The organism is Afifella pfennigii DSM 17143 (genome assembly GCF_000688515.1).
GTDB classification, from domain to species: Bacteria; Pseudomonadota; Alphaproteobacteria; order Rhizobiales; family Afifellaceae; genus Afifella; species Afifella pfennigii.
Map to the genome: position 1 here is coordinate 53,847 of NZ_JHZK01000004.1, position 24,766 is coordinate 78,612.

A 24,766-nucleotide genomic window follows, 5' to 3' on the forward strand; every position below is an offset into this window, starting at 1 on the left:
GTCGCGCTCTTTTGCCAAGGTTGCGCCAAGGCTTGCGGGCGCACAACCCCTGCTTTACGCGCAATGCCGCCCGCCGGAACCCGGCATTGACGGCAAAGCCCGGCGGGTGCAAAGCCCGAAAGATGTCCTCGCCCCGCTATCCGCGCGACCTTCTCGGCTACGGCGCCTTGCCGCCGGATCCGCGCTGGCCGGGCGGGGCTAAGATCGCCCTTCAGTTCGTGATCAACTACGAGGAGGGCGGCGAAAACGCCGTCATCCATGGTGACAAGGCCTCCGAGGCCTTCCTGTCGGAGATCGTCGGCGCCGCGCCCTGGTCCGGGCAGCGCCACATGAACATGGAATCGGTCTACGAATACGGCGCCAGAGCCGGCTTCTGGAGGCTCCACCGCCTGTTCACGGGGCGCGCCATCCCGGTCACCGTCTTCGGCGTCGCGACCGCGCTCGCCCGCAACCCGGAAGCGGTGGCGGCGATGCTTGAGGCGAATTGGGAGATCGCCTCGCACGGGCTGAAATGGATCGAATACAAGGATTTCTCCTTATCGGAGGAACGCGCCCATATGCGCCGGGCGATCGAGCTCCACGCGGCGGTGACGGGCACGCGCCCGCTCGGCTGGTATACCGGCCGGGCCTCCGAGCACTCCCTGCGCCTCGTTTTGGAAGAGGGCGGCTTCCTCTATTCGGCCGATTCCTATGCCGACGACCTGCCCTATTGGGTTGAGGGCGCGAAGGCGCCACATCTCATCGTGCCCTATACGCTCGATGCCAACGACATGCGCTTTGCCACCCCGCAGGGCTTCAATTGCGGCGAGCAGTTCTTCGCCTATCTGAAGGACAGCTTCGACACGCTCTATGCCGAAGGCGCGGCCGGCGCGCCCAAGATGCTGAGCGTCGGCCTGCATGCACGCCTTGCCGGCCGGCCGGGCCGCGCGGCGGCGCTTGCCCGCTTCCTCGACTACGCGCAGGGCTTTGAGGGCGTCTGGCTTGCCCGGCGCATCGACATCGCCCGGCACTGGCACGCCCATCACAAGCCGGTCCTTTTGGAGCGACCGAGCCGCATGGACCGCGCCTCTTTCGTGGCAAAATTCGGCGGCGTTTTCGAGCATTCGCCTTGGATCGCCGAGGCCGCCTATGAGCGCGAGCTCGGCCCGGCCAACGATACGGCGCCGGGGCTCTGGGGGGCGATGGTGGCCGTCTTCCGCACCGCCGGCGAGGATGCGAAGCTCGCCGTCCTTGCGGCCCATCCCGATCTTGCCGGCAGGCTGGCGCTCGCCAAGAACCTGACGGCGGTGTCCTCCGCGGAGCAAGAAGCGGCCGGGCTCGACGCTCTCAGCGAGGCCGAGCTTTCCCGCTTCTCAGACCTCAACGGCGCCTATAGGGAGAAATTCGGCTTTCCCTTCATCATGGCCGTCAAGGGCCGCGGCAAGGACGACATCCTCGCGGCCTTCCAAGCGCGGCTCGGCCATGACCGCGAGAGGGAGTTTACCGCCGCCTGCCGGGAAGTGGAGAAAATCGCCCTGTTGCGCCTGAAGGATCTCTTGCCGGAGCGGCAGATATGAGCGGCCGCTTCATCCCATCGAAGCCGAGCCCGGAGGCGGAGGCGCTCGCGGTCCGCTATATCGACCTCGCCCATCCGCGCCTCGGCAGCAAGGTCACCCAGGTCAGCGACGAGTTCTTCGCCCCGCGCGAACGGCTGATCGACCCCAAGCCCCCGGTCTTCCTGCCGGACGTCTACGACGAAAACGGCAAGTGGATGGATGGCTGGGAAACGCGCCGGCGCCGCGCGCCCGGCCACGATTTTGCCGTCCTGCGCCTCGGCACGCGCGGGCGCATCCGCGCCTTGGACATCGATACCAGCTTCTTCACCGGCAATTTCCCGCCCGAGGCGACGATCGAGGCGGCGACGGTGGAGGAAGAGCCGGGCGAGGCGGACTGGCAGGCGCTGGTGCCGCCGATGCGGCTCGCCGGCGACAGCCACCATATCGTCGCCGTGGATGACCCGCGCGCCTTCCGCTGGCTGCGCCTTTGCATCTCGCCCGATGGCGGTATCGCGCGCCTGCGCGTCTTCGGCGAAGTGGCGATGGACTGGGCCGCGGTCTCGCCCGATGAAGAGATCGACCTTGCCGCGCTCGTCCATGGCGGCCGGGCGCTTTGCTGGTCGGATGCGCATTACGGCCATCCCTCCAACATGCTGGCGCCGGGGCGCGGGGCGAATATGGGCGATGGCTGGGAGACGGCGCGGCGGCGAGGTCCCGGCAACGATTTCGCTGTCATCGCCCTCGGCGCGCCGGGCAGCGTTGCGCGGGTGGAGATCGACACCGCCCATTTCAAGGGCAACTACCCCGACCGCGCGGCGCTCCGTGCCGCCCTCCTCACCGAGGCGCCCGATCCGGAGCTTCTTGCCGCGCAGAGCGCGAGATGGCCGGTGCTGATGGCGGAGGAAAAGCTCGGCCCCGATGCGGTGCATCGTCTGGAACGCCTCGCCGAACTCGGCCCGGTCAGCCATGTGCGCTTCGATATCTTCCCGGACGGGGGCGTCAGCCGGCTGCGCCTCATCGGCCGCAAAGCGCCATGAGCCGGGAAATCGTCGCCGAGCCGCTCGCCCGGGCGGCCTTTTCCCCCTATGGCGAGGTGATCTCGGCGGAGGGCGCACCAGCGAAGATCATCAATCAAGGCATGGCGGCGCGCTTTGACGCGCTCGCGAGGATAGACGTCGGACAGGCCGGCGGGCATCCGATCGTCAGCCTCTTCCGCGGCGAGCCCTTCGTCTTCCCCATCCCGATCAAGCTGATGGAGCGGCATCCGCTCGGCAGTCAGGCCTTCTTTCCGCTCTCCGGCCGGCGCTGGCTCATCGTGGTGGCGCCGGACGAGGACGGCCGGCCCGGCGCGCCGCGCGCCTTTCTGGCAAGGGGCAATGAGGGCGTGCAATACCGGCGCGGCACCTGGCACCATCCGCTGATGGCGCTGACGCAACGCTCCGACTTCCTCGTCGTCGACCGCGCGCCGCCGGCCGGCGAAAAAGAGGGCGCCAATCTGGAAGAGTTCGTCTACCCGGAACCCTATCTCGTCCGGGCCGTGGCGTGAGGCGCGTTCGAACGCCAAGATGGCGCGCTTTGCGCCGCAGGCGCTCTCAGAACCGCCTATCGCAACGGGAACGGGCGCAAAGGCAGCCGGTTGGCGGGAGACGGTCGCAAGCAGGGATGCAGGAATGGAACGGGCATGAACGCTGTTGAAGAAGTGCTCCTGGCGGCACGCGGCAGACGGGAGACGGAGGGCGACGTCGTCTTCCTGACCGATTACGTGCTTGCCGTGCGTATCGGCGCCTATCGCCACGAAAGGCATGGGCCGCAGCAGGTGCGCTTCGACATGGCGGTGGCGACGCCGGCGCGCCCGCCGCTCGCTCCCGGCGAGGTCGTGCCGCTCTGCGGCGTTCTCTCCTACGACAGGCTCGTGGAGGCCATCGAGGCCACCGTGGCGGAGGGGCATTTCGATCTGGTGGAGACGCTGGCGGAGCGCATCGCGGAGAAAATCCTGCAAGAGCCTTTGGCCGAATGCGTCAGCCTCCGGATCGAGAAGCTGGAGCTGAAGAAAGCGCGCGCCGGCACCATCATCACCCGCCGGCGCGACTGAGAGGCGGCGCGGATCACCCTCTTTCCTTCCCGGCCAGCGGTTGCCAGGCGGCGCCTGCGCCCGATATCGCCCGCCAGGCCATTTCCAACAACCAGGGAGGCAGGCATGGCTGAAGAGCGCCGCTATTCAAAGGACGAGGCGGAGCGCGAAGCGCAAAGCCGCCTGCCGGACTGGCGCGTGGAAGAGGGCATGCTTTGCCGCAAGTTCAAGACGAAGAACTTCACGGCGAGCCTTCTGGCCGCCAACGCCATCGGCCACATCGCCGAGAAGGCCGACCATCATCCCGACCTCACCGTCCGATACGGCGCGCTCGACATCGCCTTGAAGAGCCACGACGTCGACGCGCTGACCGACCGCGACTTCTCGCTGGCGGAGAAGATCGACACCCTCCTCGCCTGAGCGCCGTCGGCACGGCCTTCCTCCAAGGCACCGGCCCCGACGCCGGCCCGACCTGCGACACCGCGTCCCCATCGCGGGCCGCGCACCCGCCGGCAAGCTTCATGCAATGCAGATTAGCCATGGCGGAAGCGTCGGAATTGCGACGGGGGAACATGATGAACGCCGATGCCGATATGGCAGAACGACTTCGATTTGCCGGACTGAACGAAGAAGAGCGCCAGGCGCTGCGCGATATGTGGCCGAAGGTCGAGCCGGCACTGCCGGAAATCCTCGCCGCCTTCTACGTCCATCTTGCGCGCTTCCCGGATATCGCCGCGCTCCTGGGCGCACAACACGACCGCCTGGTGAAGCTGCAGACCGGCCATTGGACGCGTTTGTTCACGGGAAGGTTCGACAAAGAATATTGCGATAGCGCCCGTCGCGTCGGGCTCGTTCACTTCAAGATCGGCCTGGAGCCGCGCTGGTATATCGGCGGCTATGCTTTCCTGCTCGATCACCTTTGCCGCCATGTGCACGGTCTGCGCCTGCGCGAGCGGACGCGCCTTTCCTGGCAGCGGGCGCTCAGCAAGGCCGCGATGCTGGAGATGGACCTGGCGCTCTCGGCCTATTTCGAGGAAGCGCGGGAGAGCCAGCGCCGCGGCGAGGAACTCGGCGAGGCGATCGCGCGCTTCTCCGAGGCCATCGATGCACGCCTCGCCGTTTCGCGCCAGGCGAGCGCGAGCCTTTCCGACAGCGCCACCTCGATGAACGAGGCGGTGGCGAGCGCCAGCAAGCTCGCAGGCGAGATGGCCGCGACCGCCGAGCAGGGCTATTCCGACATGCAGGCCGGCGCCGCCGCCGCCGAAGAGCTCTCCACCTCCGTGCGCGAGATCTCCGTGCAGGCGAGCCGCTCCGCCACCGTCGCCAGCGAGGCCGTGGCCAGCGCCGAGCGCGCCAAGACGGCCATGCAGGGGCTCGCCGAGCACGCCCAGGAGATCGGCGCGGTCGTCGATCTCATCAACCAAATCGCCGCCAAGACCAACCTTCTCGCCCTCAACGCCACCATCGAGACGGCACGCGCCGGCGAGGCCGGCAAGGGTTTTGCCGTCGTCGCCCAAGAGGTGAAGGCGCTGGCGACGCAGACGGCCAAAGCCACGACGGAAATCGTCTCGCGCGTTGAGACCATTCGTCAGTCGACCGGCGAGGCCGACAGCATCATCGCCGAGATCGGCGGCATCGTTTCGGAAGTCGACATCGCCGCCACGACCATCTCCGCGGCTGTGGAGGAGCAGACCGCCGCCACCTCAGAGATCGCCCAGAATGTGCAGCAGACGGCAAGTGGCGCGCGCTCCGTGGCGGACAATCTACGAACGCTCGGCGGCTCCACGGCAAGCGCCGGCGATGCCGCCCGCCAGGTAGGCGAGGCCCGCCTGACGCTCGATGCGGAGATGGATCGCCTGCATGCCGACATCGACGCCTTTCTGGAGAAGGTGCGCGCCGCCTGAGAGCGCGGGGCCGGCAAGGATATCCGATACGGCGAGGGCAGCGCCCCTCGCCAATCGAGCCGGCTTTGGCATGAAGATTGGTGCCGCAGGGGAGGATTGAACTCCCGACCTCACCCTTACCAAGGGTGCGCTCTACCACTGAGCTACTGCGGCCCTGCCCCGCCCGGCCGGCGATGCGTCCATGGCGGCAGGCTATAGCCGGCCTGAGCGGCCAAGACCGCGCGCCGGCGCACGGTCCATGCCACAAGCGCTGCGGCCTTGCAACTCTGTGCAAGGCGTGCCGCGTCCTGCGCGCAAGCCCGGCGCGGGCCAGCCCCGATCCGTCACCGGGCGCGGGAGCGCGGCTTCAGCCTTCCGTGCAGCGGCGCTTGCCGCTAAGAAGGCACGATGGACGGCGCGAAGAGCGAAAAGAAAGCGGCACGCGAGGCCCGCCTCGCCGAGGCGCTGCGGGCCAATCTGAAGCGGCGCAAGCAAAAGGCCAAGGCCGCGTCGCCGGCGAAGCGCGAAACCAGCGGGCTTAAGGCCGCCACATTGGAGCCCGCTTCACCCGCCATAGCCGAAGAGGAATAGAAACGAAGGGGCGCGCCGCCCATCCGCGCGGCGCCGCAAGGGGACAGCAAAGACATGGATTCCATCCGCATCCAGGGCGGCCGACGCCTTGTCGGGAAAATCCCGATCTCCGGGGCGAAGAACGCCACGCTTCCCCTGATGATCGCCAGCCTCTTGACGCCGGAAACGCTCACCTTGAAGAACGTGCCGCAACTTGCCGACGTGCAGCTTCTCAAGCGCATCCTCGGCAATCACGGCGTCGACTACGCCGTGCGCGGCAAGCGCTTCGCCAAGGAGATGCCGGCCGGCGAGACACTGGAGCTCTCCGCGCACCAGATCGTCGACACCACCGCGCCCTACGAGCTCGTTTCGCGCATGCGGGCCTCCTTCTGGGTCATCGGGCCGCTGATCGCGCGCATGGGCGAGGCGCGCGTCTCCCTGCCCGGCGGCTGCGCCATCGGCACGCGGCCGGTCGATTTCTATCTGCAAGGCCTGGAAGCGCTCGGCGCGGAGATCGCCGTGGAAGGCGGCTATGTCATCGCCAAGGCCCCGCGCGGCCTTATCGGCGCGCGCGTTGTCTTTCCGCGCGTCTCCGTCGGCGCCACGCACACCATCTTGATGGCCGCCGCGCTTGCCAAGGGCGAGAGCGTCATCGAAAACGCGGCGCGCGAGCCGGAAGTCGCCGACCTCGCCGAATGCCTCGTCAAGATGGGCGCCCGGATCGAGGGCGCCGGCACCGGGAAGATCCACGTGCAAGGCGTCGGGGCGCTGCACGCGGCCGAGCATTCGGTGCTGCCCGACCGGATCGAGACCGGAACCTACGCCATGGCGGTCGCGGCGACCGGCGGCGAGGTGACGCTTTGTGGCGGCAGGCCGGATCTGTTGCGCGCCGCCCTCGACACGCTCGGCGAGGCCGGCATCGACGTGACGGAGACCAATGAAGGCATCCGCGTCGCCAGGAACGGCGGGCCCTTGCGGCCGGTCACGGTGGCGACGGAGCCCTTCCCCGGCTTTCCTACCGACCTGCAGGCGCAGTTGATGGCGCTGATGAGCCGCGCCGATGGCACCTCGGAGATCACCGAGACGATTTTCGAGAACCGCTTCATGCATGTGCAGGAGCTTTCGCGCCTGGGCGCCGATATCCGTCTCGACGGCCAGACGGCGACGATCCGCGGCGTCGAGAAGCTGACCGGCGCGCAGGTGATGGCGACGGATCTGCGCGCCTCCGTCTCACTCGTCATCGGCGGGCTCGCCGCGGAGGGCGAGACGGTGGTGAACCGCGTCTACCATCTCGACCGGGGCTTTGAGCGCCTGGAAGAAAAGCTCTCCGCCTGCGGCGCCGAGATCGAGCGCCTGCGCGCCTGAGCCGCGTGGCAACCGGCCCCGATCCCGCCTTGCCCTTGCAACGGCAACGCCCTAGAGCCTAAGGCACAAATCTCGGGGCAAGGGCCTGGCAACAGGTCCTCGCCAAGCGTCGGCGCGCGCCGGCGAGGCTTGACAGGACGGGAAACTTCATGGCGTCGGGCGATCGTCTTAAGCTGATGGCACTTGACGAAGAGGACCTTGAGATCCTCTCAGCGCATGTCCAGGATGCCGTGCTGAAGGTGGGCGACATCACCTACCTGCCGGCGGAGAAGAAGCTCGTGCTGGCGCTCAACCGCTTCGTCTGGGAGAGCGCGCCCGCCGGCAAGGGCCTGGCGCGAAGCTACGAGCGGCGACGCGCGGCGCTGCATTTTGAGCGCGTGGAGACGGTGCGCAGCACCGGCATCGACAAGAGCCGGGGCGAAGAGGTCCTGTCGCTGCTGGCCATCGAGTTCGCGCCCAACGAGGCGCCTTCAGGCACGATCGCGCTCATTTTCGCGGGCGGCGCGACGATGAAGCTCGGCGTGGAATGCATCGAGGCGCAGCTTGCCGATCTCGGGCCGGCCTGGTCGACGCCGCACATTCCCCGCCACATGGCCTCCTGAGCAAGACAGCATCCGCCATGGCACAGTTTCTTTCCACGCAGGACGCCGATTTCGAGCCCCGTTTCGCCGGCTTTCTCGCCGCCAAGCGCGAGGCGGCGGCCGATGTCGACGACACGGTGCGCGCCATCATCGCCGATGTTCGCCAAAGGGGCGACAAGGCGCTCGCTGAGCTGACCTTGCGCTTCGACAAGATCGATCTGGCCAGCCGCGGCATGCGCATTACCCGCGCCGAGATCGACAAGGCCGTCGCCGAATGCCCGCCCGACGTGCTGGCGGCGCTGGAGCTGGCGCGCGACCGGCTGAAGGCTGGCCAGGAGCGACTGATGCCGGCCGATTCCAGTCAAACGGACGCGCTCGGCGTCACGCTCGGCACCCGTTGGCGGGCGGTCGATTCGGCCGGCCTTTACGTTCCCGGCGGCACCGCCGCCTATCCGAGCAGCGTCATCATGAACGCCGTGCCGGCCAAGGTCGCCGGGGTGGAGCGGCTGGTGATGACGGTGCCGACGCCAGACGGGGTGTTCAACCCGCTCGTCCTCGTCGCGGCGGAGATTTCCGGCGTCGACGAGATTTATCGGGTCGGCGGGGCGCAGGCCATCGCCGCGCTCGCCTACGGCACGGAGACGATCTCACCGGTGGCGATGATCTGCGGGCCGGGCAACGCCTATGTGGCGGCCGCCAAGCGCCGCGTCTTCGGCACGGTCGGCATCGACATGATCGCCGGACCCTCGGAGATCCTCATCATCGCCGATAGGGAAAACGATCCTTCCTGGCTCGCCGCCGATCTCCTGTCGCAGGCCGAGCACGACGCCGTGGCGCAGTCGATCCTCATCACCGACGATGCGGCCTTCGGCGAGGACGTGGCGCGGGAGGTGGAGCGCCAGCTACGGCTCCTGCCTCGCCGGGAAATCGCCGCGGCGAGCTGGCGCGACTACGGCGCCGTCATCACCGTCGGCGACTTTGCCGAGGCGGCGCGCCTTGCCGACCGCATCGCCGCGGAGCATCTGCAAATCTGCGTTGCGGAGGCGGAGGCGCTGGCGGGGAAAATCCGCCATGCCGGGGCCATCTTCATCGGCCGCCACACGCCGGAGGTCATCGGCGATTATGTCGGCGGCTCCAACCACGTCCTGCCGACGGCGCGTTCGGCGCGGTTCTCCTCAGGCCTGTCGGTGCTGGACTTCATGAAGCGCAGCTCCATCCTCGCCTGCTCGCCGGAGGCGCTCGCCGAGCTCGGGCCGGCGGCCGTGGCGCTGGCGCGCGCCGAGGGCCTGGAAGCGCATGCGCGCGCCATCGCCATCCGCATGAACCGGTGAGCCTGGCCCATGGCGAAGGGCACGGGCACGGACCGGCTGATCGCTGTCGAGCTCGACGATTCCATCGGCCGCGGCCCGCCCGATATCGAGCATGAGCGGGCGGTCGCCATCTTCGACCTCATCGACGAGAATCGCTTTGCGCCCATCGGCGACACGGAAGGCCCCTACCGGCTCAACCTGGCCATCGCCGAGCGCCGCCTCGTCTTCGACGTGCGCCAGGAGGACGGAACGCCGGTGATGACGCATATCCTGTCGCTGACGCCCTTCCGCAAGATCGTCAAGGACTACTTCGTCATCTGCGAGAGCTACTACGAGGCCATCAAGATGGGCTCGCCCTCGCGCATCGAAGCCATCGACATGGGAAGGCGCGGCGTGCACGACGAGGGCTCGCGTCTCCTGCAGGAGCGGCTGGCCGGCAAGATCGAGGTCGATTTCGACACGGCGCGGCGGCTCTTCACTCTCGTTTGCGTGCTACACTGGCGCGGATGAGCCTCGGCGTGGCCGGCCGGCCGGCCTCGATCCTGTTTCTGTGCGGGCGCAATTCCGTGCGCTCGCCGATGGCGGAGGCGCTGGCGCGCCAGGCGCTGGGGCCGAACGTCTATGTCGCCTCGGCCGGCATCGCTCCCGGGCGGCGCGATCCTTTCGTCGACGCAGTGCTGGCGGAGGCGGGCCTCTCGCCCGCGGAGCGCGAGCCGCAAAGCCTTGAGGACCTTGAGGATCTCAATTTCGATCTCGCCATCACGCTGTCGCCGGAGGCGCATCACCGGGCGCTGGAGCTGACGCGCACCACGGCGATTGAGGTGGAATACTGGCCAACGCCCGACCCGACGCTCGCGACCGGCAGCCGCGAGCAAATCCTCGGCGCATACCGCGCCCTGCGCGAGCGGCTGGCCCGGCAAATTCGCGCCCGCCTGGTGGAGGGGAGCAAGGCGCGCTAGATCGTCGATCGATGGAGCCGCCGGCGGGTGCCAACCGCCACGATCTCGCGCAAGAGCAGCCGCGCAGCGGAAACGGTTCACACATCCTGAGGTTTGGGGTAGGTAAGCGCGCCGACCCGGCTGAACACAAGGTGATCAATGGCCAAAGAAGAGGTATTGGAGTTTCCCGGCGTGGTGACCGAGCTTCTGCCGAACGCGACATTTCGCGTCAGGCTGGAGAACGATCACGAGATTATCGCGCATACGGCGGGACGTATGCGCAAGAATCGCATTCGCGTGCTCGCCGGCGACAAGGTTCTCGTGGAGATGACGCCTTACGACCTGACCAAGGGGCGCATCACCTACCGCTACAAATAGTGATCGGCCTTTCGGCCTGACGAGGGGCCCTTCAAGGCCATGAACCGCCACAAGCATCCGCCAGCCCCGCTGGTCCTCGCTTCCAGCTCGCCGCGCCGCCTGCAGCTTCTGGAGCAGATCGGCATCTATCCGGACAGGCTCCTGCCCGCCGGCATCGAGGAAACGCCGGAGCGCAAGGAATTGCCGCGCTCCATGGCGCGGCGTCTGGCACGCACCAAGGCGGAAGTGGCCATGCGCGCCGCCCAGCGCGACCCGGCGCTGGAAGGGGCCTATGTGCTCGCCGCCGACACGGCGGTGGCGGTCGGCCGGCGCATCCTGCCCAAGCCGGAGGTGACGGAGGAGGCGGCGGCCTGCCTGAGGCTTCTCTCCGGGCGCGCCCACCGTGTCTATACCGCCATCTGCCTGATGACGCCGAAAGGCGCGGCGCGGCAGAAGCTGGTGGAGACGCGCGTGCGCTTCAAGCGGCTGTCGCGCGAGGAAATCGACACCTATCTGGCTTCCGGCGAATGGCAGGGAAAGGCCGGGGGCTACGCCATCCAGGGAAGGGCCGGCGCCTTCGTGGTCAAGCTCGTCGGCTCCTATTCCAACGTTGTCGGCCTACCGCTGTTTGAAACCATGTCGCTGCTTTCGGGTGAGCATTTCGCCGTCTACGAGAAATGGCTGGAGCCGGCATGAGCGCCAAGCCGCGCCGCCATGGCGCCAGCGGCGAGCGCTGCCCCATCTGCGGCAAGCCGGCGAGCGCTGAGGAGCGGCCCTTCTGCTCGCGCCGCTGCCGCGAGGTCGACCTCAACCGCTGGCTCGGCGGCGCCTACGCCATCCCCGGCGAGAAGGTGCGCGAGATCGGCGGCGAAGAAGACGAGGCCTAGCCGGCTTGCGCCCGCCCTTGGCGCGGCACCGTCGCGGCAAGGTTACCACCAGTGCAAGAGCGGCTGGACAGGGCCGGCCGGCTCTCCTATAACCCGCTCGCTCCGGAGCCGAACGGCCCTTCCGGCGCAATGCCCAGGTAGCTCAGTTGGTAGAGCAGCGGACTGAAAATCCGCGTGTCGGTGGTTCGATTCCGCCCCTGGGCACCATCCCTCCCGCATATAGCCGAACATAGAGCCTCCAAAAGCCCGGATTTCTGCTGGTTTTGGGCACGTGTCGTGCACACCGCGGAACATGCCAGACCCGTGCAACGCAGCTATCTGCGGGTAGCGATTCGGCGTTACCCACATGAAGCGGGAGGCCGCTACCCACGTGGCTCCTTCCGGTTTTGCGCGATATGAAGTTGACGAAGCCATAACCTCTGGATGGCTTCAGTCTCGTAGATTTCGATTTTTCTCAGAACTTTAAAAATTACGCCTCAATCAATCTAAGATGATTGTGCCGAAATATCATTTTTATATAAACTTGCATTTTCCATCTATATTGCCTTTGACGCGCAGGCCAACCGCAACCTTTGCGAGGTTTTCTCGACGGCCACAAGCAGACCAGCTGCGGAATCTGAGGAGATCGTTCATCCAAGACGATGGCCAGTGCGTGGCCGTTACAAGACGAAGCATTTGGGGCCCCAAGGATGGACAGCCCACAGGAATGAGCGAACGAGGCCGCTCTCAGAGCCGATGATGCGCCACTTTGCCAGACGCCCCGCAGCAAGGCCGGCGCGGCCTCCGCCGAGACACGCCCGCGCCCCGGGCCGAGCTTCCGTTTGAGAGCGCCCGTCGCATGGCAGGCACTTCAGGGGAAAGTTTCGCGCGGCGCTTGGAGCGAGGCGAACACCCCGCCACGACGGCGGCGACAGGCCGGGCGGCTTGGCGCAAAATGAATAGCCGGCCGCGGCCCGACATGCTTCTTGGCTTCTTCCCGTCACCTGGCCGACGTCAAGCCGATGAAGCTGTTTGCCCATGCCCCGGCCGCCGCCGCGACGGTGCGGCTTCTCCAGGAGGCCCTTCCTCCCTGGTGGCACGGCGGCAATCATCGCGGCGCGGCGATGCCGACCTATCCGGCTGCGCATTGGGCGCACGCAGCCCTTGGGGCCGCCGCTTCTGCCCGAGATCCGGCCATGGCGAACCCGACGCTCTCCGGCATGCCGCGATCTGCGGCGAATGCGGCAATCCAGGCATTGCCGCCGAAAATGGTGGCGCATCGCCAAGGCGGCCGGAGGGCGCCCCTGGGCATTCCAGCGGTTGGCCTTGCCATCGGAAACCTTGCCAGGAATGCCCTTGCCGAAGACGGCGCAAGAAGCTTCCCCAAGCCGCATAACGGCTGGATCAGGACGGCTTTCGAGCCGGAGATGCACGACGATCTGCCAGGCAAGGCGGCAAGCGCCTGGCCCTGGCGCGAGGCGTTGCGCGAGGCGGTCAGCATCTGCCACATCGGCGCTGTCGACGCCGCCGACCGGCCGCTGCAAGGCGCGCATGTTTATCGAATACGCTTCCAGCCAGTGCCGCCTGCCGCCGCCTTCTGGTCGATGACGCTCTACGAGCACGACACACAGCTTCACCCCGAGACGCCGCGCGGCCGCCACGCCATCGACAAGCATAGCAAGGCCCTCATCTACGAGGACGAGGAGCAGAGACGCCTCGTCGTCATCATCTCGCATCAACAGCCGAGAGGCGAGATGGCGCGCGCCAATTGGATGCCAGCGCCACAAGGCCCGTTCTACCTGATCTTGCGCCAATACAACTCAAAATCATCAGTTCTCACGCGGCAATGGCATCCTCCCGCCATTGAGAAACTGACGTAAGGCCCGTCATGGACAAGAAACATCCTATGCCAGCCGAAGCGACAACTCTATGCTAGCGTAACACCCATGAGTGCAGGAAAGAGTGGCTGAGCACGATGGCAGCAGACAAGCTTTCGATCACTCGCCTATGCGCGAGCGCGTGCGCCGGCATTCTCATCGGCATCGCCGTGTTGCTGGTCCAGCCCGCCGCGGCGCAGGGCACGGCGGAGAGCTCGAAGGTCGCAGAGACGACGGCCGACGAGCTTGCGCCCCTCAACGTCGGTGAGCGGGAAGCCCTCGTTGGCAAGCTCACCGACGAGCAGGCCCGTGGCCTGCTGCTTTACTATCTGCAACAGAGCGCTCCGGCCGCTGAGAGCGCCGCCGGCAACACCACGGCACTCAGCTCCATCGCGGCGCTTCGCGCCAACGGCACGGCTCTGCGCGAGAACCTCGTCACCGTACTGGCACGGGCGGACGACCTCTTCGGTGAATACGGCCGGGTGATGCAGGAAAAGCTCGGCATCACCATTGGCGGCGGCGGCATCGCGATGGTGATCGCCTATATCCTCGGCCTGTCGCTCGCCGGCGCCGCCGCGGAGTATCTCTACCGCATGCTCACCCGCGGCATGATCGCGCGCTACGAAGCGGCGCCCGCGGAAACCGTGAAGGAAAAGCTGAAGCGTGCGCTCGGCCAGCTCGGCCACTCACTTGGGGCCATCGCGGTTTTCGCGGGCGGCTTTGCCGCCGCCTTCCTGTCGATCTGGAGCGGCCATGTGGAGCGCCGCGATCTCGTCATCGTGGTGCTTCTGGCGATCCTCATGACCCGCGTCGCGGTGGCGCTCACCCGTTTCATCTTCCTGCCGGACCATCCCCGCTGGCGCATCATGCCGGTCGACGACGAGGCGGCGGCGCATTTCGTGCGCGGCACGCGACGGGTGGCGGTGATCGGCTCCCTGCTTCTGCTCTTCGGCGCGCTCGGGCGCCTCTGGGGGGTGGACCACGACACCTGGCGCTTCGGCGCCTTAGTGTCGGCCCTCATCTTCACCTCCGCCAGCTTCGTCTTCCTGTGGCGCTACCGCCGCCATCTGTTGCGCGCCGTCGACGTGGCGATGGGCTCCGTCACGATGCCGCGCTGGGCCGGCGGCGCGGCGAGCTGGAGCTGGTACGCGCTCGCCCTCGCCTATGTCGCCACCGCCTTTCTCATCGGCGTCTACAACCTGCTTCTCGGCTTCGACTACGATCCGCTGGACGCGGTGTTCGGCTTCATCATCCTGTTCGTGCTCAATCCCTATGTGACGGCGGTGGCAAGCGGTATTCTCGCCCCCGACATGCCCGTGGAGGTGAGAAAAAGACAGGCCGTCTACGTCACCGATCCCGATGACGGCGAGCGGATCAGGACGAAGCTGAAGCCCGTGCCAGCGGATGCCGGGGGACCAGCCGGTGCCGTGGGGACAGGAGATTCCTGGGGGCCGGCAGTCCCCGAGGCGCCCGTCGCGGCGCAGCTGGTCGCCGCGTCCGAAACACCGCCGACACCAAGCCAGGTGCAGGACGAAGCCGCCGTGACGGCGGTGTCAGACCAAGCTCCATCGGACCTGATGCACGAGCGGCACGTGCGCAAGCGGGTCATCTCCATGGCCGTGCTGGTCGTTTCCCTCTTCGCCTTCGCGCTGGTGATCGGCATCGACATCTACTCCAAGGCCCAGGACTATCCGCTCGCCCAGTTCGCCTTGCGCGTCCTCCTCAATGTCGGCCTCGTCGCGCTGCTCGGCTATGTCGCCTGGACACTCGTCGCCTCCTGGATCGACCGCAAGCTGGCCGAAGAGAAAGGCAAGCGGCCGCAGCAAGGCGAAGCCGAGGAGGGACCCGGAGGGGCCGCGGGCTCGCGGCTGCAGACCATCCTTCCAATCGTCCGCCGCTTCGTGCAGATCTCCATCGCCGTCATGGCGGTGATGATCGTGCTTTCCTCCATGGGCGTGAATATCGGCCCGCTGATCGCCGGCGCCGGCGTTATCGGCCTGGCCGTCGGCTTCGGCGCGCAGACCCTGGTGAAGGATCTTATCTCAGGCCTTTTCTTCCTGATGGACGACGCCTTCCGGATGGGAGAGTACGTCGAGGTCGGCGGGATCGGCGGCACCGTGGAGAGGTTCAACGCCCGCTCGCTGGTGCTGCGCCACTATCTCGGCCCGGTCTACACCATCCCCTATGGCGCTATCGGCCAGGTCACCAACTACAGCCGCGACTGGGTGATCATGAAGCTGCGCTTCCGCGTGCCCTTCGACACCGACATCGACCTCGTGCGCAAGATCTTCAAGAGGATCGGCGCGGAGATGCTGGAAGACCCGGAGATCGGTCCCTGTTTCCTGCAGCCGTTCAAGTCGCAAGGCGTCACCAAGATGGACGATTCCGGCTTCATCGTCTCCGGCAAGTTCATGGCCAAGCCGAACCAGCAATGGGGCGTGCGCAAGGTCCTCTACCAGAAGATCCAGCAGGCTTTCGCGGAGAACGGCATCAAATTCGCGCCCAAGCGCGTCATCGTCGACACGCCAACCGCGGGCGCGGCGGAGGAGGACCACGAACGCGGCGAGGCCGGCAGCGCCGCACCGAGCATGCGCGCACGAGCGGCCGCGGCCACGGCCGTTCTCGCTACCGAGGAAGCCCAAGGCGCAAAATCGTGAGCGGAGCGGGCGGAGGGCGGAACGCCCTCGCCTTCCCGCGTGCGCGGCAAGCGGCGCCGGCCGCCAGGGCGGCGGCCCGCGCCAATGCTTGCTGCGGCGAAAGCTCTAAATGCTCCAGCCGCCGTCGACCATTGAGACGGTGCCGGTGGTGAAACCGGATTCGTCGGAGGCCAGATGCAGCGCCAGGCTGGCGATCTCCTCCGGCCGACCGAGCCGCCCCATGGGCTGGCGCGCCTTGAAGGCCTCCATGGCGGCATCGAAGTCGCCGCTCGCCCGCAGCCGTTCATGCAGCGAGGGCGTGTCGACCGTGCCCGGGCAGATGGCATTGCAGCGTACGCCCTTGCCGACGAAATCGGCGGCGATCGATTTGGTCAGGCCGATCACCGCCGCCTTGCTGGTGCCGTAGGCGAAGCGGTTCGGCGCGCCCTTCACCGAGGAGACGACGGAGGCGACGTTGACGATGCTGCCGGCCTGGCGATCCAGCATGCCGGGCAGGAAGGCCCGGCAGGTCTCGTACATGGAGGTGGCGTTGACGAGAAGCGAGGTATCCCAGTCCTGACGCGAGCAATCGAGGATGGTGCCGTTCGCCACCCAGCCCGCGACATTGAGAAGAATGTCGACCTCGCCGGCCTCCTTGGCGGCGCGGCGGATATCCGCCGCGTCGGTCACGTCGAGGCGCCGGGCACGGACGGCGCCGTGCGTGTCGGCGAGATCGGCGATGGCCGCCTCGTCGATATCGCTCGCCACGACGGAGGCGCCTTCGCGCAGAAAGGCCTCCACGCAGGCGCGGCCGATGCCCGCGCCTGCCGCCGTGACGAAGGCCGTCTTGCCTGCAAGCCTTGCCATCGCCGGTCTCACAAGATGCCGTGACGGGTGAAGATGTCGCGCAGGGTGTGCCCCGCGGCCAGCTCCTCGCGTACCGTCGTCTCCCGGCGAACCTTGGTGAGGGCAGCGCCGACGACCTCCAGGATCTTGTCCTTCGGCACGAAGACGATGCCGTCCTCGTCGGCGTAGACGAGGTCGCCGCTATTGATCGGAACGCCGGCGATCTCGCCCGGCACGTCGTAGAGGACCAGCTTGCCGCGGTATTTGGTGTCGACCGGGTTGCTGCCGGCGCTGACCACCGGGAAGCCCATCTTGCGGATCATGTTGACGTCGCGGATGGAGCCGTCGGTGAGGCAGCCGCCCGCCTTGAGCACCTGCGCCCGGGTCGACAGAAGCTCGCCCCAGGGCGCGACGCGGGTGATGCCGTGGCAGGCGAGGACGGGCACCTCGTCGGGCTTCAGGCTGTCGACGAGATCGATCTCCTCGCCATAGACGTCGAGCTCCTTGTTGTCGTGGTAGACCGGCATGTAAATGCCGACCCTGGCGATACCACAAAGGGGCTTCGTCGGATCGATGAGGCGCAGGCCGCAGCGCGGCGACTGATTGTGCAGCCCGTGGGTGTCGAGCGTGTCGCACAGCACCGCCGCATAGAGTTCGTTGCGGCACAGCGCGATGGCTTCCTCGATCGTCGTCGGCAGTTCGCTCATGGTTTCACGTCCTTCAAAAAGAATTGCGGGCTCGGCCCGCGTCACGCAGCTTTGGGGGCGTAGGCGACGACCTCGATCTCGATCTTGCCGTCGACGACGAGGGGCGAAACCACGGTGGAGCGCGCCGGCGGCGCCTTGCCGAAATGCTTGGCATAGACCTTGTTGAAGGCGCCGAAATCGCGCGCGTCGTCCAGCCAGACGGTGGTCTTGACGACGTCGTCGAGCGTCAGGCCGCACTGTTCCAGAACGGCGATGATCCGCTGGATGGTCAGCTCCGTCTGCGCGGCGATGTTGCCGGAGATGATCGTGCCGGTCTCGTCGAGCGCCGCCTGGCCGGAAAGAAAGACGAAGTCGCCGGCGCGTACGGCCGGGGCGAGCGGTAGGGGCGTGTTCGGATCGACGCCGATGCGTTCTATCATCATGTCCTCTTCTTGAAGAAAGCGGCCCCGCTCCGCCGCAAGCCTGCGGCGAGGCGGGACCAGTCGGGGGGAGCTATTGGCTGAACATCTCCGACCATTGGGCCTTGAGGCCCTGCTGCTCGGCGGCCTCCTGCCAGACGTTCACCAGATGCAGGAAATGGTACTCGCCCTTGCGGATACCGTAGGAATAGCCCTGCGGATCGAGCGGGGAATCAGGCTCCAGAATGGAGACGTTCATGGACGGGTTCTCCGACACCAGCTTCTTGGCCGAAGCCGTGTCGGTGACCATGGCGTCGGCGCGGCCGCTGGCGACGTCGACGAGGAGCGTGGAAAGCTTGTCGGTAACCAGGGCCTTCACCTCAGCGTTCTGGAAGTAGCGCTTGGCGAAGTTCTCGTCGGCGGCGCCGGAGGTGACGACGACGACCTTGCCCTCCTGGTCGAGCTCCTCGTAGCTCGCCACGCCGGCATTCGGGCCGATGGTGATGCTCTTGGTCTCAAAGCCGGTCGGCTCGGAGAACAGAATGCGCATGGCACGCTCGGGCGTGCGGAACATCGGCGCCATGACGATGTCGCACTTGCCGGCCTCCAGGCTCGGGATCAGCGTGCCCCAAGTGGCGTCGACATGCTCCACCTCAACGCCCATGGCTTCGGCGAGATTGTTGGCAGCTTCCACGTCGGAGCCCTTCCATTCATTGGTGGCCGGGTCCTTCACCGCCCATGGAAAAGCTTCGGCGTGACAGGCCTGCAGCACGCCGCGGTCGCGGATCTCTTGAACCTGGTTGTCCGCGGCCGCGGCCATGCCGGGTGCGGCGATCGCTGCCGAGAGAGCGGCAGCCAGCAACAATTTCCGTTTCATGTTCCCTCCTCGGGTTACAGGCGCCGACGCGTTGGCGCCGGCCGTTTGCGCGGGGGCGCGCGGTCAGAGGACTTTCGACAGAAAGGTCTTCTGTCGTTCGTCGCTCGGAGCGGTGAAAAAGGTCTCGGGCGGGGCGTCGACCAGGAGCTGGCCGTCGGCCATGAAGAGGATGCGGTCGCCCACCTCGCGGGCGAAGCCCATCTCGTGGGTGACGACGACCATGGTCATGCCGGCGCGGGCGAGATCGCGCATGACGTCCAACACCTCGTTGACCATCTCCGGGTCGAGGGCGGAGGTCGGTTCGTCAAAGAGCATGATCTCCGGCTGCATGGCGAGCGCCCTGGCGATGGCGACGCGCTGCTGCTGGCCGCCGGAGAGCTGGGCGGGGTATTTGTCGATCTGCTCGGCGATGCCGACGCGCGCCAGGAGCTTCTCCGCCGAGGCGTCGGCTTCCGCGCGCGGCGTCTTGCGGGCCGACATCGGCGCCAGGACGAGGTTGTCGCGCACCGACATATGATTGAAGAGATTGAAATTCTGAAAGACCATGCCGACGCGGCGCCGGATCGTCTCCAATTCGCGCCGCGGGCCCGGCAGGCGATGATTGAGGATGTCGATCTCGCCGCTATCGATGGTCTCCAGGCCGTTCATGGTGCGCAGCAAGGTGGATTTGCCGCTACCGGACGGGCCGATGACGCAGACGACCTCGCCGGCATGGACGGATGTGGAGACGTGATCGAGGGCGAGGAAATCGCCGAACCGCTTGACCACGTCGGTGCAGCGGATGACTTCGCTTCCGGCGTTGAGCGTCATCGTCTTTCCACCCTTGTTTGGAGCCTCACCGCGATATCCTCTTGGTGTGCCGGCCCTCGGCGTAGCGCACGTAAAGGCTCAGCGGGAAAATCAGCAGGAAGTAGAGCACCGCGACGGCCGTCAGGAATTCCAGATAGGCGAAGGTTTCGTTGCCCAGCACGGTCGCCTGGTAGACCATCTCCGCAACGCCGATGGTCGACAGGAGGCTCGAGGCCTTCAGGAGCTCGGTGAGGAAATTGACGAAATTCGGCAGCATCCGGCGCAGCGCCGGCGGCAGCACGATGCGCCGCCAGATCGTCGTTACCGGGGTGCCGAGCGAAAAGGCCGCCTCCAGCTGGCCGCGATCGGTCGAAAGAATGCCGGCGCGCAGGATCTCCGCGACATTGGCGGCGACGAACAGGGACAGGGCGACGACGCCGCTGACCTCCGCCGACATGCGCAGGCCGAAAAGCAGCGGCAGGCAGGAATAGACCCAGAAAATCAGCACCACTTCCGGGATGGTACGGAAGAAATCGATGATGAAGACGGCGACGCGGTAGCCGGGCCCCTTGCCGGACAGCTTGCCCATGCACAGGACGACGCTGCCGATGGCACCGAAGACAATGGAGTAGCCGACGATGCGCAGGGTGACGAGCAGGCCCTCAAAGAGAAGCGGGTAGTCGGCCTGAAGGGCGTTGAGATCGAAGGTCACGGCTAGCGGCCCTCCCGCTTAGCGAGGGAGCGCTCCAGCCAGTGCGTCGACTGGCTGATGGCGTAGCCGAAGACGAAGTAGATGAGCGCCGCCACCGTCAGGATCTCGATCGGCTTGAAGACGGCGTTGGCGATGCGCGTCGATACGGTCATCAGCTCACCCACCTGCAGCACGGTGAGAATGGCGGAAGCCTTGAAGAAGCTGATCGTCATGTTGACGAAGGGCGGGATCATGATGCGGAAGGCGGGGGGCAAAACGACCCGGCGCCAGCGCGTGGTGCGCGGGATGCCGAGCGCGTCGGAAGCTTCCCAATAGCCGGGCGGCACGGCCCTGATGCCACTGCGCACAATCTCGCCGAAATAGGCGCTGGCCTGCAGGACGATGGCGATGACGCCGCTGACGACGGCGCTGGTGTTGACGCCGGAGACGAGCGGCAGGGCGAAATGAATCCACAGCACCTGCACCAGGATGGGGGTGTTGCGGAACAATTCGACATAGCCGATCGCGAACCACCGCGCGGGAGCGAAGGGAACCTGGGTCAGGATGGCCAGAAGGGTGCCGAAGAAGATGCCGCAGGCGGCGGCGGCGGCCGTCAGAAGCAGGGTCATCACAAGACCCTGCAACAATGCCCAACGGAACTGCCACAAGACGGCAAAGTCCAAGCCTTTGACGATCGGCCAGTTCACGCTGAGCAGCCCCAGCACAACGGCGCCGACCAAGAGCATGGTCAGGCCGGCGCGGATGTAACGGCCACCCGAAGCTTCAATCAGCTCGTCAAAGAGACCCATGCCAATGCCCAGTCGCGCTTCTCCCCAGGGTCATATGAACACTGACCCTGATTTCGTGTAACACTGTTCCAACTTTTTGTTGACATGTCGAGTCCCTTTTGTGAATTTTGTCGTTAAGGTCTGCCTCGACGCCACGGCGATTCAGGGCTCAAGCCCCGAAAAGCCAGCGGTCTTAGACAGGCAACCCCTTTCGGAAGGTGACAATGTCTCGGGACTTACAGGCTGAAGACGCGCCCATACGCGCCATCTTGAACGCCATGGACGCGCTGGAATTCATCGCACAGTCGCGCCAGGGGGTGGGCGTGCGAGAGCTGGCGCGGGCGCTGCGGCTGACGCCGGCAACGGCGAGCCGGGTGCTGGCCTCGCTGCAGGCCAGCGACATGCTCGATCAGGACCCGGAATCCTCGCGCTACCATCTCGGTCCGCGGGCCCTCAAGATCGCCGCCGATCACAGCCGCAACATCAATCTGCACAGCATTGCCGACAGCTATCTGCACGAGTTGGCGGAGGCGACCGGAGAGACAGTGTTCCTCGGCGTCCTGGACGGCGACGAGGTGGTCGTCGTCAACCGCATCGATTCCCCACAGCCCTTGCGCATGGCCGGCGAGCTGGGCACGCGCGAGCCGGTGCATTGCACGGCACTCGGCAAGGTCATGTTGGCTTCCAGGCCGGAGGCGGAGCGCCAGGCGCTCATCTCCGGCATCTCCTTCGAGCCCGGCTACGGCAACCGGATCATGAACCGCGAGGCGCTGGAAATGGCCCTTGAGGAGACGGCGAGCCGCGGCTGGGCGGTCGACAACGAGGAGCATTTCGAGGGCGTGCGCTGCGTCGCGAGCGGCATCGTCAATTGCGACGGACGCACCATCGCCGCCATCAGCGTCTCCGGGCCGGCCGTGCGCATGACGGAAGAGAAGATCGCCGCCACGGTGCCGACCCTGCGCGCCATGGCGGCGGCGATCTCGCGCCGGCTCGGCTATCATCCCGCCGACGCCGCCAACACCGCCTGAGCGAACGCATCCCATGCGCGTTGCAGTCGGCGGCTTCTACCACGAGACCAATACGCGGGCGCAACGGCGCACCCGCATCGAGGATTTTCGCGCCTATCAATACGCCGAAAGCGCGGATCTGGCGCCGACCTTCGCCGGCACCAACAGCGAGATCGGCGGCATGCTCGACTGGCTGGCGGAGAACGGCCACGAGGCCGTGCCGCTGCTGTTCGCGGCGGCCGTGCCCTCCGGCACGATCGAGCATGCCTGTTATGTGGAGCTGCTCAGCCGGCTGCTTGCGATGCTGGCCAATTCCGGCCCCGTCGATGCGGTGGTCCTGTCGCTGCATGGCGCGGCGATCGTGGATACCCTCGACGACCCGGACGGCGCCTTCGTGGCGGCAGTGCGCAGGGCCGTGGGCCCGGATGTGCCGGTCGGCGTCACCCTCGACTATCACGCCAATATCAGCCCGGCGCTGTTCGATGCGGCGAACTTCGTCAGCGTCTACCGCACCTATCCGCATACCGACATGGCCGAGCGCGGCCGCGAGGTGGCGCGGGTAAGCGTCAAGGAAGGCGCCCCGCCGGCAAGGGCGATGCGCAAGCTGCCACTCATCACGGTGCCACTCGTCCAGGCGACCGGCGATGCGGCGATGGCACCCATCATGGACGATTTGGAGACGGTTCTCGCCGCGCCGGGCATCCTCAGCGCCTCGCTGGCGATGGGCTTTGCCTATGCCGACAGCCCGCATCTCGGCGCCACGCTTCTGGCCTACGGCGCCTCGCAGGAGGCGGCGGACGCGGCCGCCGACCGGCTGGCGGAGAGCGTATGGCAGGCCCGCGAGCGCTTCACCCCCGATCTCGTCGCGCTGAAGGATCTTTCGGCAGCCCTTGCCGCTGCCGATGCGCGACCGACGATCGTCGTCGACCCCTCCGACAATGTCGGCGGCGGCAGCGCCGGCGACGGCACCGCCGTGCTTGCCGCACTCATCGAGGCCGGGCTCGGCGGCGTTGTCGTCATCACCGATCCTGAGGCGGTCGGGCAGGCGAAAGCGGCCGGCCTCGGCGCCACCTTCGAGGCTCTCGTCGGCGCCAAGGCCGACAGGGAGCACGGCGAGCCGGTGCGGCTTGCCGGCGAGATCGTCTGGCTCGGCGAGGCCTCCTTCACCAATAGCAGCAGCTATATGACCGGCTTTCTCACCTTGATGGGCGAGACGGCCGTCATCCGCCACGGCGATTTGAAGGTTGTGCTGACGAGCCTGAGGACCATGCCCTTCGACCAGGGCATCCTGACCTCCGTCGGCATCGACCCGGCCGCCGAACCGGTCATCGTCGTCAAATCGGCAATCGCCTGGCGCGCCGCCTTCGAGCCGATCGCCCGGCGCATCCTCATCGCCGACACGCCCGGCATCTGCCCGGCGAGCCTCAGAGCGGAGCATTACCGCAAAGCGCCGCGGCCGATCTGGCCGCTCGATTCCGATACCGACCTCAAGCAGGAAAGAGCCGCTTCATGACCATGGCCCGGGAGGACGTTTTCGCCGCCGAGGAATTCTCCGAGCGGCGCGAGAAAGTTCGCGCGAAGATGCAGGCACGGGGCGTCGATGCAATCGTCCTGCACGATGCGGCCAACATCTACTATCTGTGCGGCCATCACACGCTGAACATCTGGGACTACCAGTGCCTTATCGTGCCGCTCGAAGGCCCCCCCTTCATGGTGCTGTGGCAGTTCGAGCAGGGCCGCTTCAACGCCTCCGCCACCGATTGCGATCCGGTTTATTTCGGCAATGGCGCGGAGCCCGTGGAGGCCACCGTCCGGGCGCTGAAGGACCGGCGCCTCGCCGGCGGGCGGATCGGCCTTGAAGCCGGCGGCGGCTTCCTCAGCCCGGCGCGGCACGCCGCCCTTTCCGCCGCCATGGGGAGCGCGGAGATCGCCGACATCACCGGCCTGGTGGAGGATGTGCGGGCGGTCAAGTCGCAAGCCGAGATCGCCGTGATGCGCCAGGCGCAGGCCGTCACCGACGCGGCCATGCAGGCGGCTATCGCCGCCATCGGCGCCGGCGTCACGGACCGCACCATCACCGACGCCATGGCGAGCGCCCTCATTGCCGGCGGAACGCAGGGCTTTTCCATCTTCCCGATGGTGGCGGTGGGCGAGCGCTCGGGCGTGCCCCATCACGCGCAGATCGGCAAGGTGATCGCACAGGGCGACACGGTGTTCCTGGAATGCTCGCCGGCGATCCACTGGTACCACGCGCCGCTGATGCGCACCGCCGTCCTCGGCACGCCGCGCGATCCCTTCGTGGAAGAGGTCGCCTCGGCCGGCACCGACGCGCTGAATGCCATGATGGAGGCGATGAAGCCCGGCGCCACGGCCGCGGAGGTGGCCATGGCCGGCTCCAATATCGTCGACCGCATCCGCGATCGCATCCTGTTTCACGATTTCTACGGCTATTCGGTCGGCATCGGCTTTCCCCCTACCTGGATCGTCGGCGGCGACATGCAGATCACCCGCAGCAACCACCGGCCGCTGGAAGCGGGCATGACCTTCCATTTCCCCATGACCCTGCGCAAGCTCGGCGTCTTCGGCGTCGGCCAGAGCCGCACCGTCGTCGTCACCGAGACGGGCTGCGAGGCGCTGAGCGCCCTCCCCCTCGGGCTCGACCGGGTGTAAGGAC

At 66.9% G+C, this 24,766-nt stretch carries 27 protein-coding genes and 2 tRNA genes; 21 read left to right on the plus strand and 8 right to left on the minus strand.

Going from position 1 to position 24,766, the window contains the following annotated elements; genetic code table 11:
• Positions 1–122 precede the first annotated feature (122 nt).
• From puuE to Q331_RS0104905, 6 genes are all read left to right on the plus strand, one after another.
• Positions 123–1,556 (plus strand): allantoinase PuuE, encoded by a 1,434-nt coding sequence (gene puuE / locus Q331_RS0104880; RefSeq protein ID WP_026379751.1) that lies wholly within the window; start codon positions 123–125, stop codon positions 1,554–1,556.
• Positions 1,553–2,572 (plus strand): allantoicase, encoded by a 1,020-nt coding sequence (gene alc, locus Q331_RS0104885; protein WP_026379752.1) that lies wholly within the window; start codon positions 1,553–1,555, stop codon positions 2,570–2,572. The genes puuE and alc overlap by 4 nt, the downstream gene beginning before the upstream one ends.
• Positions 2,569–3,081 carry an ureidoglycolate lyase gene (locus Q331_RS0104890; RefSeq protein ID WP_026379753.1) on the plus strand — a complete coding sequence of 171 codons (513 nt, stop codon included), beginning with the start codon at positions 2,569–2,571 and terminating at the stop codon, positions 3,079–3,081. Before alc ends, Q331_RS0104890 begins: the two co-directional genes overlap by 4 nt.
• Positions 3,082–3,216: 135 nt before the next feature.
• Complete coding sequence (locus tag Q331_RS20050; RefSeq protein ID WP_026379754.1) at positions 3,217–3,627, plus strand: dihydroneopterin aldolase; 411 nt, start codon at positions 3,217–3,219, stop codon at positions 3,625–3,627.
• Positions 3,628–3,732: 105 nt separating this feature from the next.
• Positions 3,733–4,026 (plus strand): 4a-hydroxytetrahydrobiopterin dehydratase, encoded by a 294-nt coding sequence (locus tag Q331_RS20055; protein ID WP_034491155.1) that lies wholly within the window; start codon positions 3,733–3,735, stop codon positions 4,024–4,026.
• Positions 4,027–4,181: 155 nt separating this feature from the next.
• Positions 4,182–5,510, plus strand: a complete 1,329-nt coding sequence (locus Q331_RS0104905; protein WP_026379755.1) for a globin-coupled sensor protein — start codon at positions 4,182–4,184, stop codon at positions 5,508–5,510.
• 78 nt (positions 5,511–5,588) lie between these two features.
• On the opposite strand, the gene Q331_RS0104910 is transcribed toward Q331_RS0104905, so the two are convergent.
• Positions 5,589–5,663 (minus strand) — tRNA-Thr (locus Q331_RS0104910).
• Between the two features lie 234 nt (positions 5,664–5,897).
• On the opposite strand from Q331_RS0104910, the gene Q331_RS22885 reads away from it, so the two are divergent.
• From Q331_RS22885 to Q331_RS22895, 12 genes are all read left to right on the plus strand, one after another.
• Positions 5,898–6,080, plus strand: coding sequence for a hypothetical protein (locus Q331_RS22885; RefSeq protein ID WP_026379756.1), 183 nt, complete (start codon positions 5,898–5,900; stop codon positions 6,078–6,080).
• A 54-nt stretch (positions 6,081–6,134) separates the two neighbouring features.
• Positions 6,135–7,424 carry a UDP-N-acetylglucosamine 1-carboxyvinyltransferase gene (gene murA, locus Q331_RS0104920; RefSeq protein WP_026379757.1) on the plus strand — a complete coding sequence of 430 codons (1,290 nt, stop codon included), beginning with the start codon at positions 6,135–6,137 and terminating at the stop codon, positions 7,422–7,424.
• Between the two features lie 149 nt (positions 7,425–7,573).
• Complete coding sequence (locus tag Q331_RS0104925; RefSeq protein WP_026379758.1) at positions 7,574–8,026, plus strand: DUF2948 family protein; 453 nt, start codon at positions 7,574–7,576, stop codon at positions 8,024–8,026.
• A gap of 17 nt (positions 8,027–8,043) precedes the next feature.
• Positions 8,044–9,336, plus strand: coding sequence for a histidinol dehydrogenase (gene hisD, locus Q331_RS0104930; RefSeq protein ID WP_026379759.1), 1,293 nt, complete (start codon positions 8,044–8,046; stop codon positions 9,334–9,336).
• Between the two features lie 9 nt (positions 9,337–9,345).
• Positions 9,346–9,825: a UPF0262 family protein gene (locus Q331_RS0104935; protein WP_026379760.1), complete on the plus strand. Its 480-nt coding sequence runs from the start codon at positions 9,346–9,348 to the stop codon at positions 9,823–9,825.
• On the plus strand, positions 9,822–10,274 hold the full coding sequence (locus tag Q331_RS0104940) for an arsenate reductase/protein-tyrosine-phosphatase family protein (protein ID WP_034491086.1): 453 nt from the start codon (positions 9,822–9,824) through the stop codon (positions 10,272–10,274). The genes Q331_RS0104935 and Q331_RS0104940 overlap by 4 nt, the downstream gene beginning before the upstream one ends.
• Before the next feature lie 138 nt (positions 10,275–10,412).
• A complete protein-coding gene (infA, locus tag Q331_RS0104945; protein ID WP_026379762.1) occupies positions 10,413–10,631 on the plus strand; it encodes a translation initiation factor IF-1 in 219 nt (72 codons plus the stop codon).
• Between the two features lie 39 nt (positions 10,632–10,670).
• Positions 10,671–11,306: a Maf-like protein gene (locus Q331_RS0104950; RefSeq protein ID WP_026379763.1), complete on the plus strand. Its 636-nt coding sequence runs from the start codon at positions 10,671–10,673 to the stop codon at positions 11,304–11,306.
• A complete protein-coding gene (gene yacG, locus Q331_RS0104955) occupies positions 11,303–11,497 on the plus strand; it encodes a DNA gyrase inhibitor YacG (RefSeq protein WP_026379764.1) in 195 nt (64 codons plus the stop codon). Before Q331_RS0104950 ends, yacG begins: the two co-directional genes overlap by 4 nt.
• A gap of 131 nt (positions 11,498–11,628) precedes the next feature.
• Positions 11,629–11,704, plus strand: a tRNA-Phe gene (locus Q331_RS0104960).
• Between the two features lie 758 nt (positions 11,705–12,462).
• The gene (locus Q331_RS22890; RefSeq protein ID WP_051630590.1) at positions 12,463–13,356 is read left to right on the plus strand and encodes a DUF1214 domain-containing protein; all 894 of its coding nucleotides are present in this window, start codon (positions 12,463–12,465) and stop codon (positions 13,354–13,356) included.
• 95 nt (positions 13,357–13,451) lie between these two features.
• Positions 13,452–16,010: a mechanosensitive ion channel family protein gene (locus Q331_RS22895; RefSeq protein WP_026379766.1), complete on the plus strand. Its 2,559-nt coding sequence runs from the start codon at positions 13,452–13,454 to the stop codon at positions 16,008–16,010.
• A 105-nt stretch (positions 16,011–16,115) separates the two neighbouring features.
• Here Q331_RS22895 and Q331_RS0104975 read toward each other — a convergent pair whose 3' ends face one another.
• The 7 genes from Q331_RS0104975 to Q331_RS0105005 form a co-directional block, all read right to left on the minus strand.
• Entirely contained in the window at positions 16,116–16,856 is a 741-nt protein-coding gene (locus tag Q331_RS0104975; protein ID WP_026379767.1) for an SDR family oxidoreductase, read from the minus strand.
• Positions 16,857–16,864: 8 nt separating this feature from the next.
• Positions 16,865–17,542: an RraA family protein gene (locus Q331_RS0104980; protein ID WP_051630592.1), complete on the minus strand. Its 678-nt coding sequence runs from the start codon at positions 17,540–17,542 to the stop codon at positions 16,865–16,867.
• Positions 17,543–17,583: 41 nt separating this feature from the next.
• Entirely contained in the window at positions 17,584–17,961 is a 378-nt protein-coding gene (locus Q331_RS0104985) for a RidA family protein (protein WP_210164912.1), read from the minus strand.
• 73 nt (positions 17,962–18,034) lie between these two features.
• A complete protein-coding gene (locus Q331_RS0104990) occupies positions 18,035–18,817 on the minus strand; it encodes a substrate-binding periplasmic protein (RefSeq protein WP_034491090.1) in 783 nt (260 codons plus the stop codon).
• A 63-nt stretch (positions 18,818–18,880) separates the two neighbouring features.
• A complete protein-coding gene (locus Q331_RS0104995) occupies positions 18,881–19,627 on the minus strand; it encodes an amino acid ABC transporter ATP-binding protein (protein WP_051630594.1) in 747 nt (248 codons plus the stop codon).
• 25 nt (positions 19,628–19,652) lie between these two features.
• Entirely contained in the window at positions 19,653–20,318 is a 666-nt protein-coding gene (locus tag Q331_RS0105000) for an amino acid ABC transporter permease (RefSeq protein ID WP_026379772.1), read from the minus strand.
• 2 nt (positions 20,319–20,320) lie between these two features.
• Positions 20,321–21,106 (minus strand): amino acid ABC transporter permease, encoded by a 786-nt coding sequence (locus tag Q331_RS0105005; protein ID WP_051630596.1) that lies wholly within the window; start codon positions 21,104–21,106, stop codon positions 20,321–20,323.
• A 203-nt stretch (positions 21,107–21,309) separates the two neighbouring features.
• Here Q331_RS0105005 and Q331_RS0105010 point away from each other — a divergent pair, with 203 nt between their 5' ends.
• The 3 genes from Q331_RS0105010 to Q331_RS0105020 are packed head-to-tail and all read left to right on the plus strand — an operon-like array spanning position 21,310 to position 24,762.
• Positions 21,310–22,113, plus strand: a complete 804-nt coding sequence (locus tag Q331_RS0105010; protein ID WP_026379774.1) for an IclR family transcriptional regulator — start codon at positions 21,310–21,312, stop codon at positions 22,111–22,113.
• 13 nt (positions 22,114–22,126) lie between these two features.
• Entirely contained in the window at positions 22,127–23,605 is a 1,479-nt protein-coding gene (locus tag Q331_RS0105015; RefSeq protein ID WP_026379775.1) for a M81 family metallopeptidase, read from the plus strand.
• Entirely contained in the window at positions 23,602–24,762 is a 1,161-nt protein-coding gene (locus Q331_RS0105020) for a M24 family metallopeptidase (protein ID WP_026379776.1), read from the plus strand. Before Q331_RS0105015 ends, Q331_RS0105020 begins: the two co-directional genes overlap by 4 nt.
• Positions 24,763–24,766: the final 4 nt, after the last annotated feature.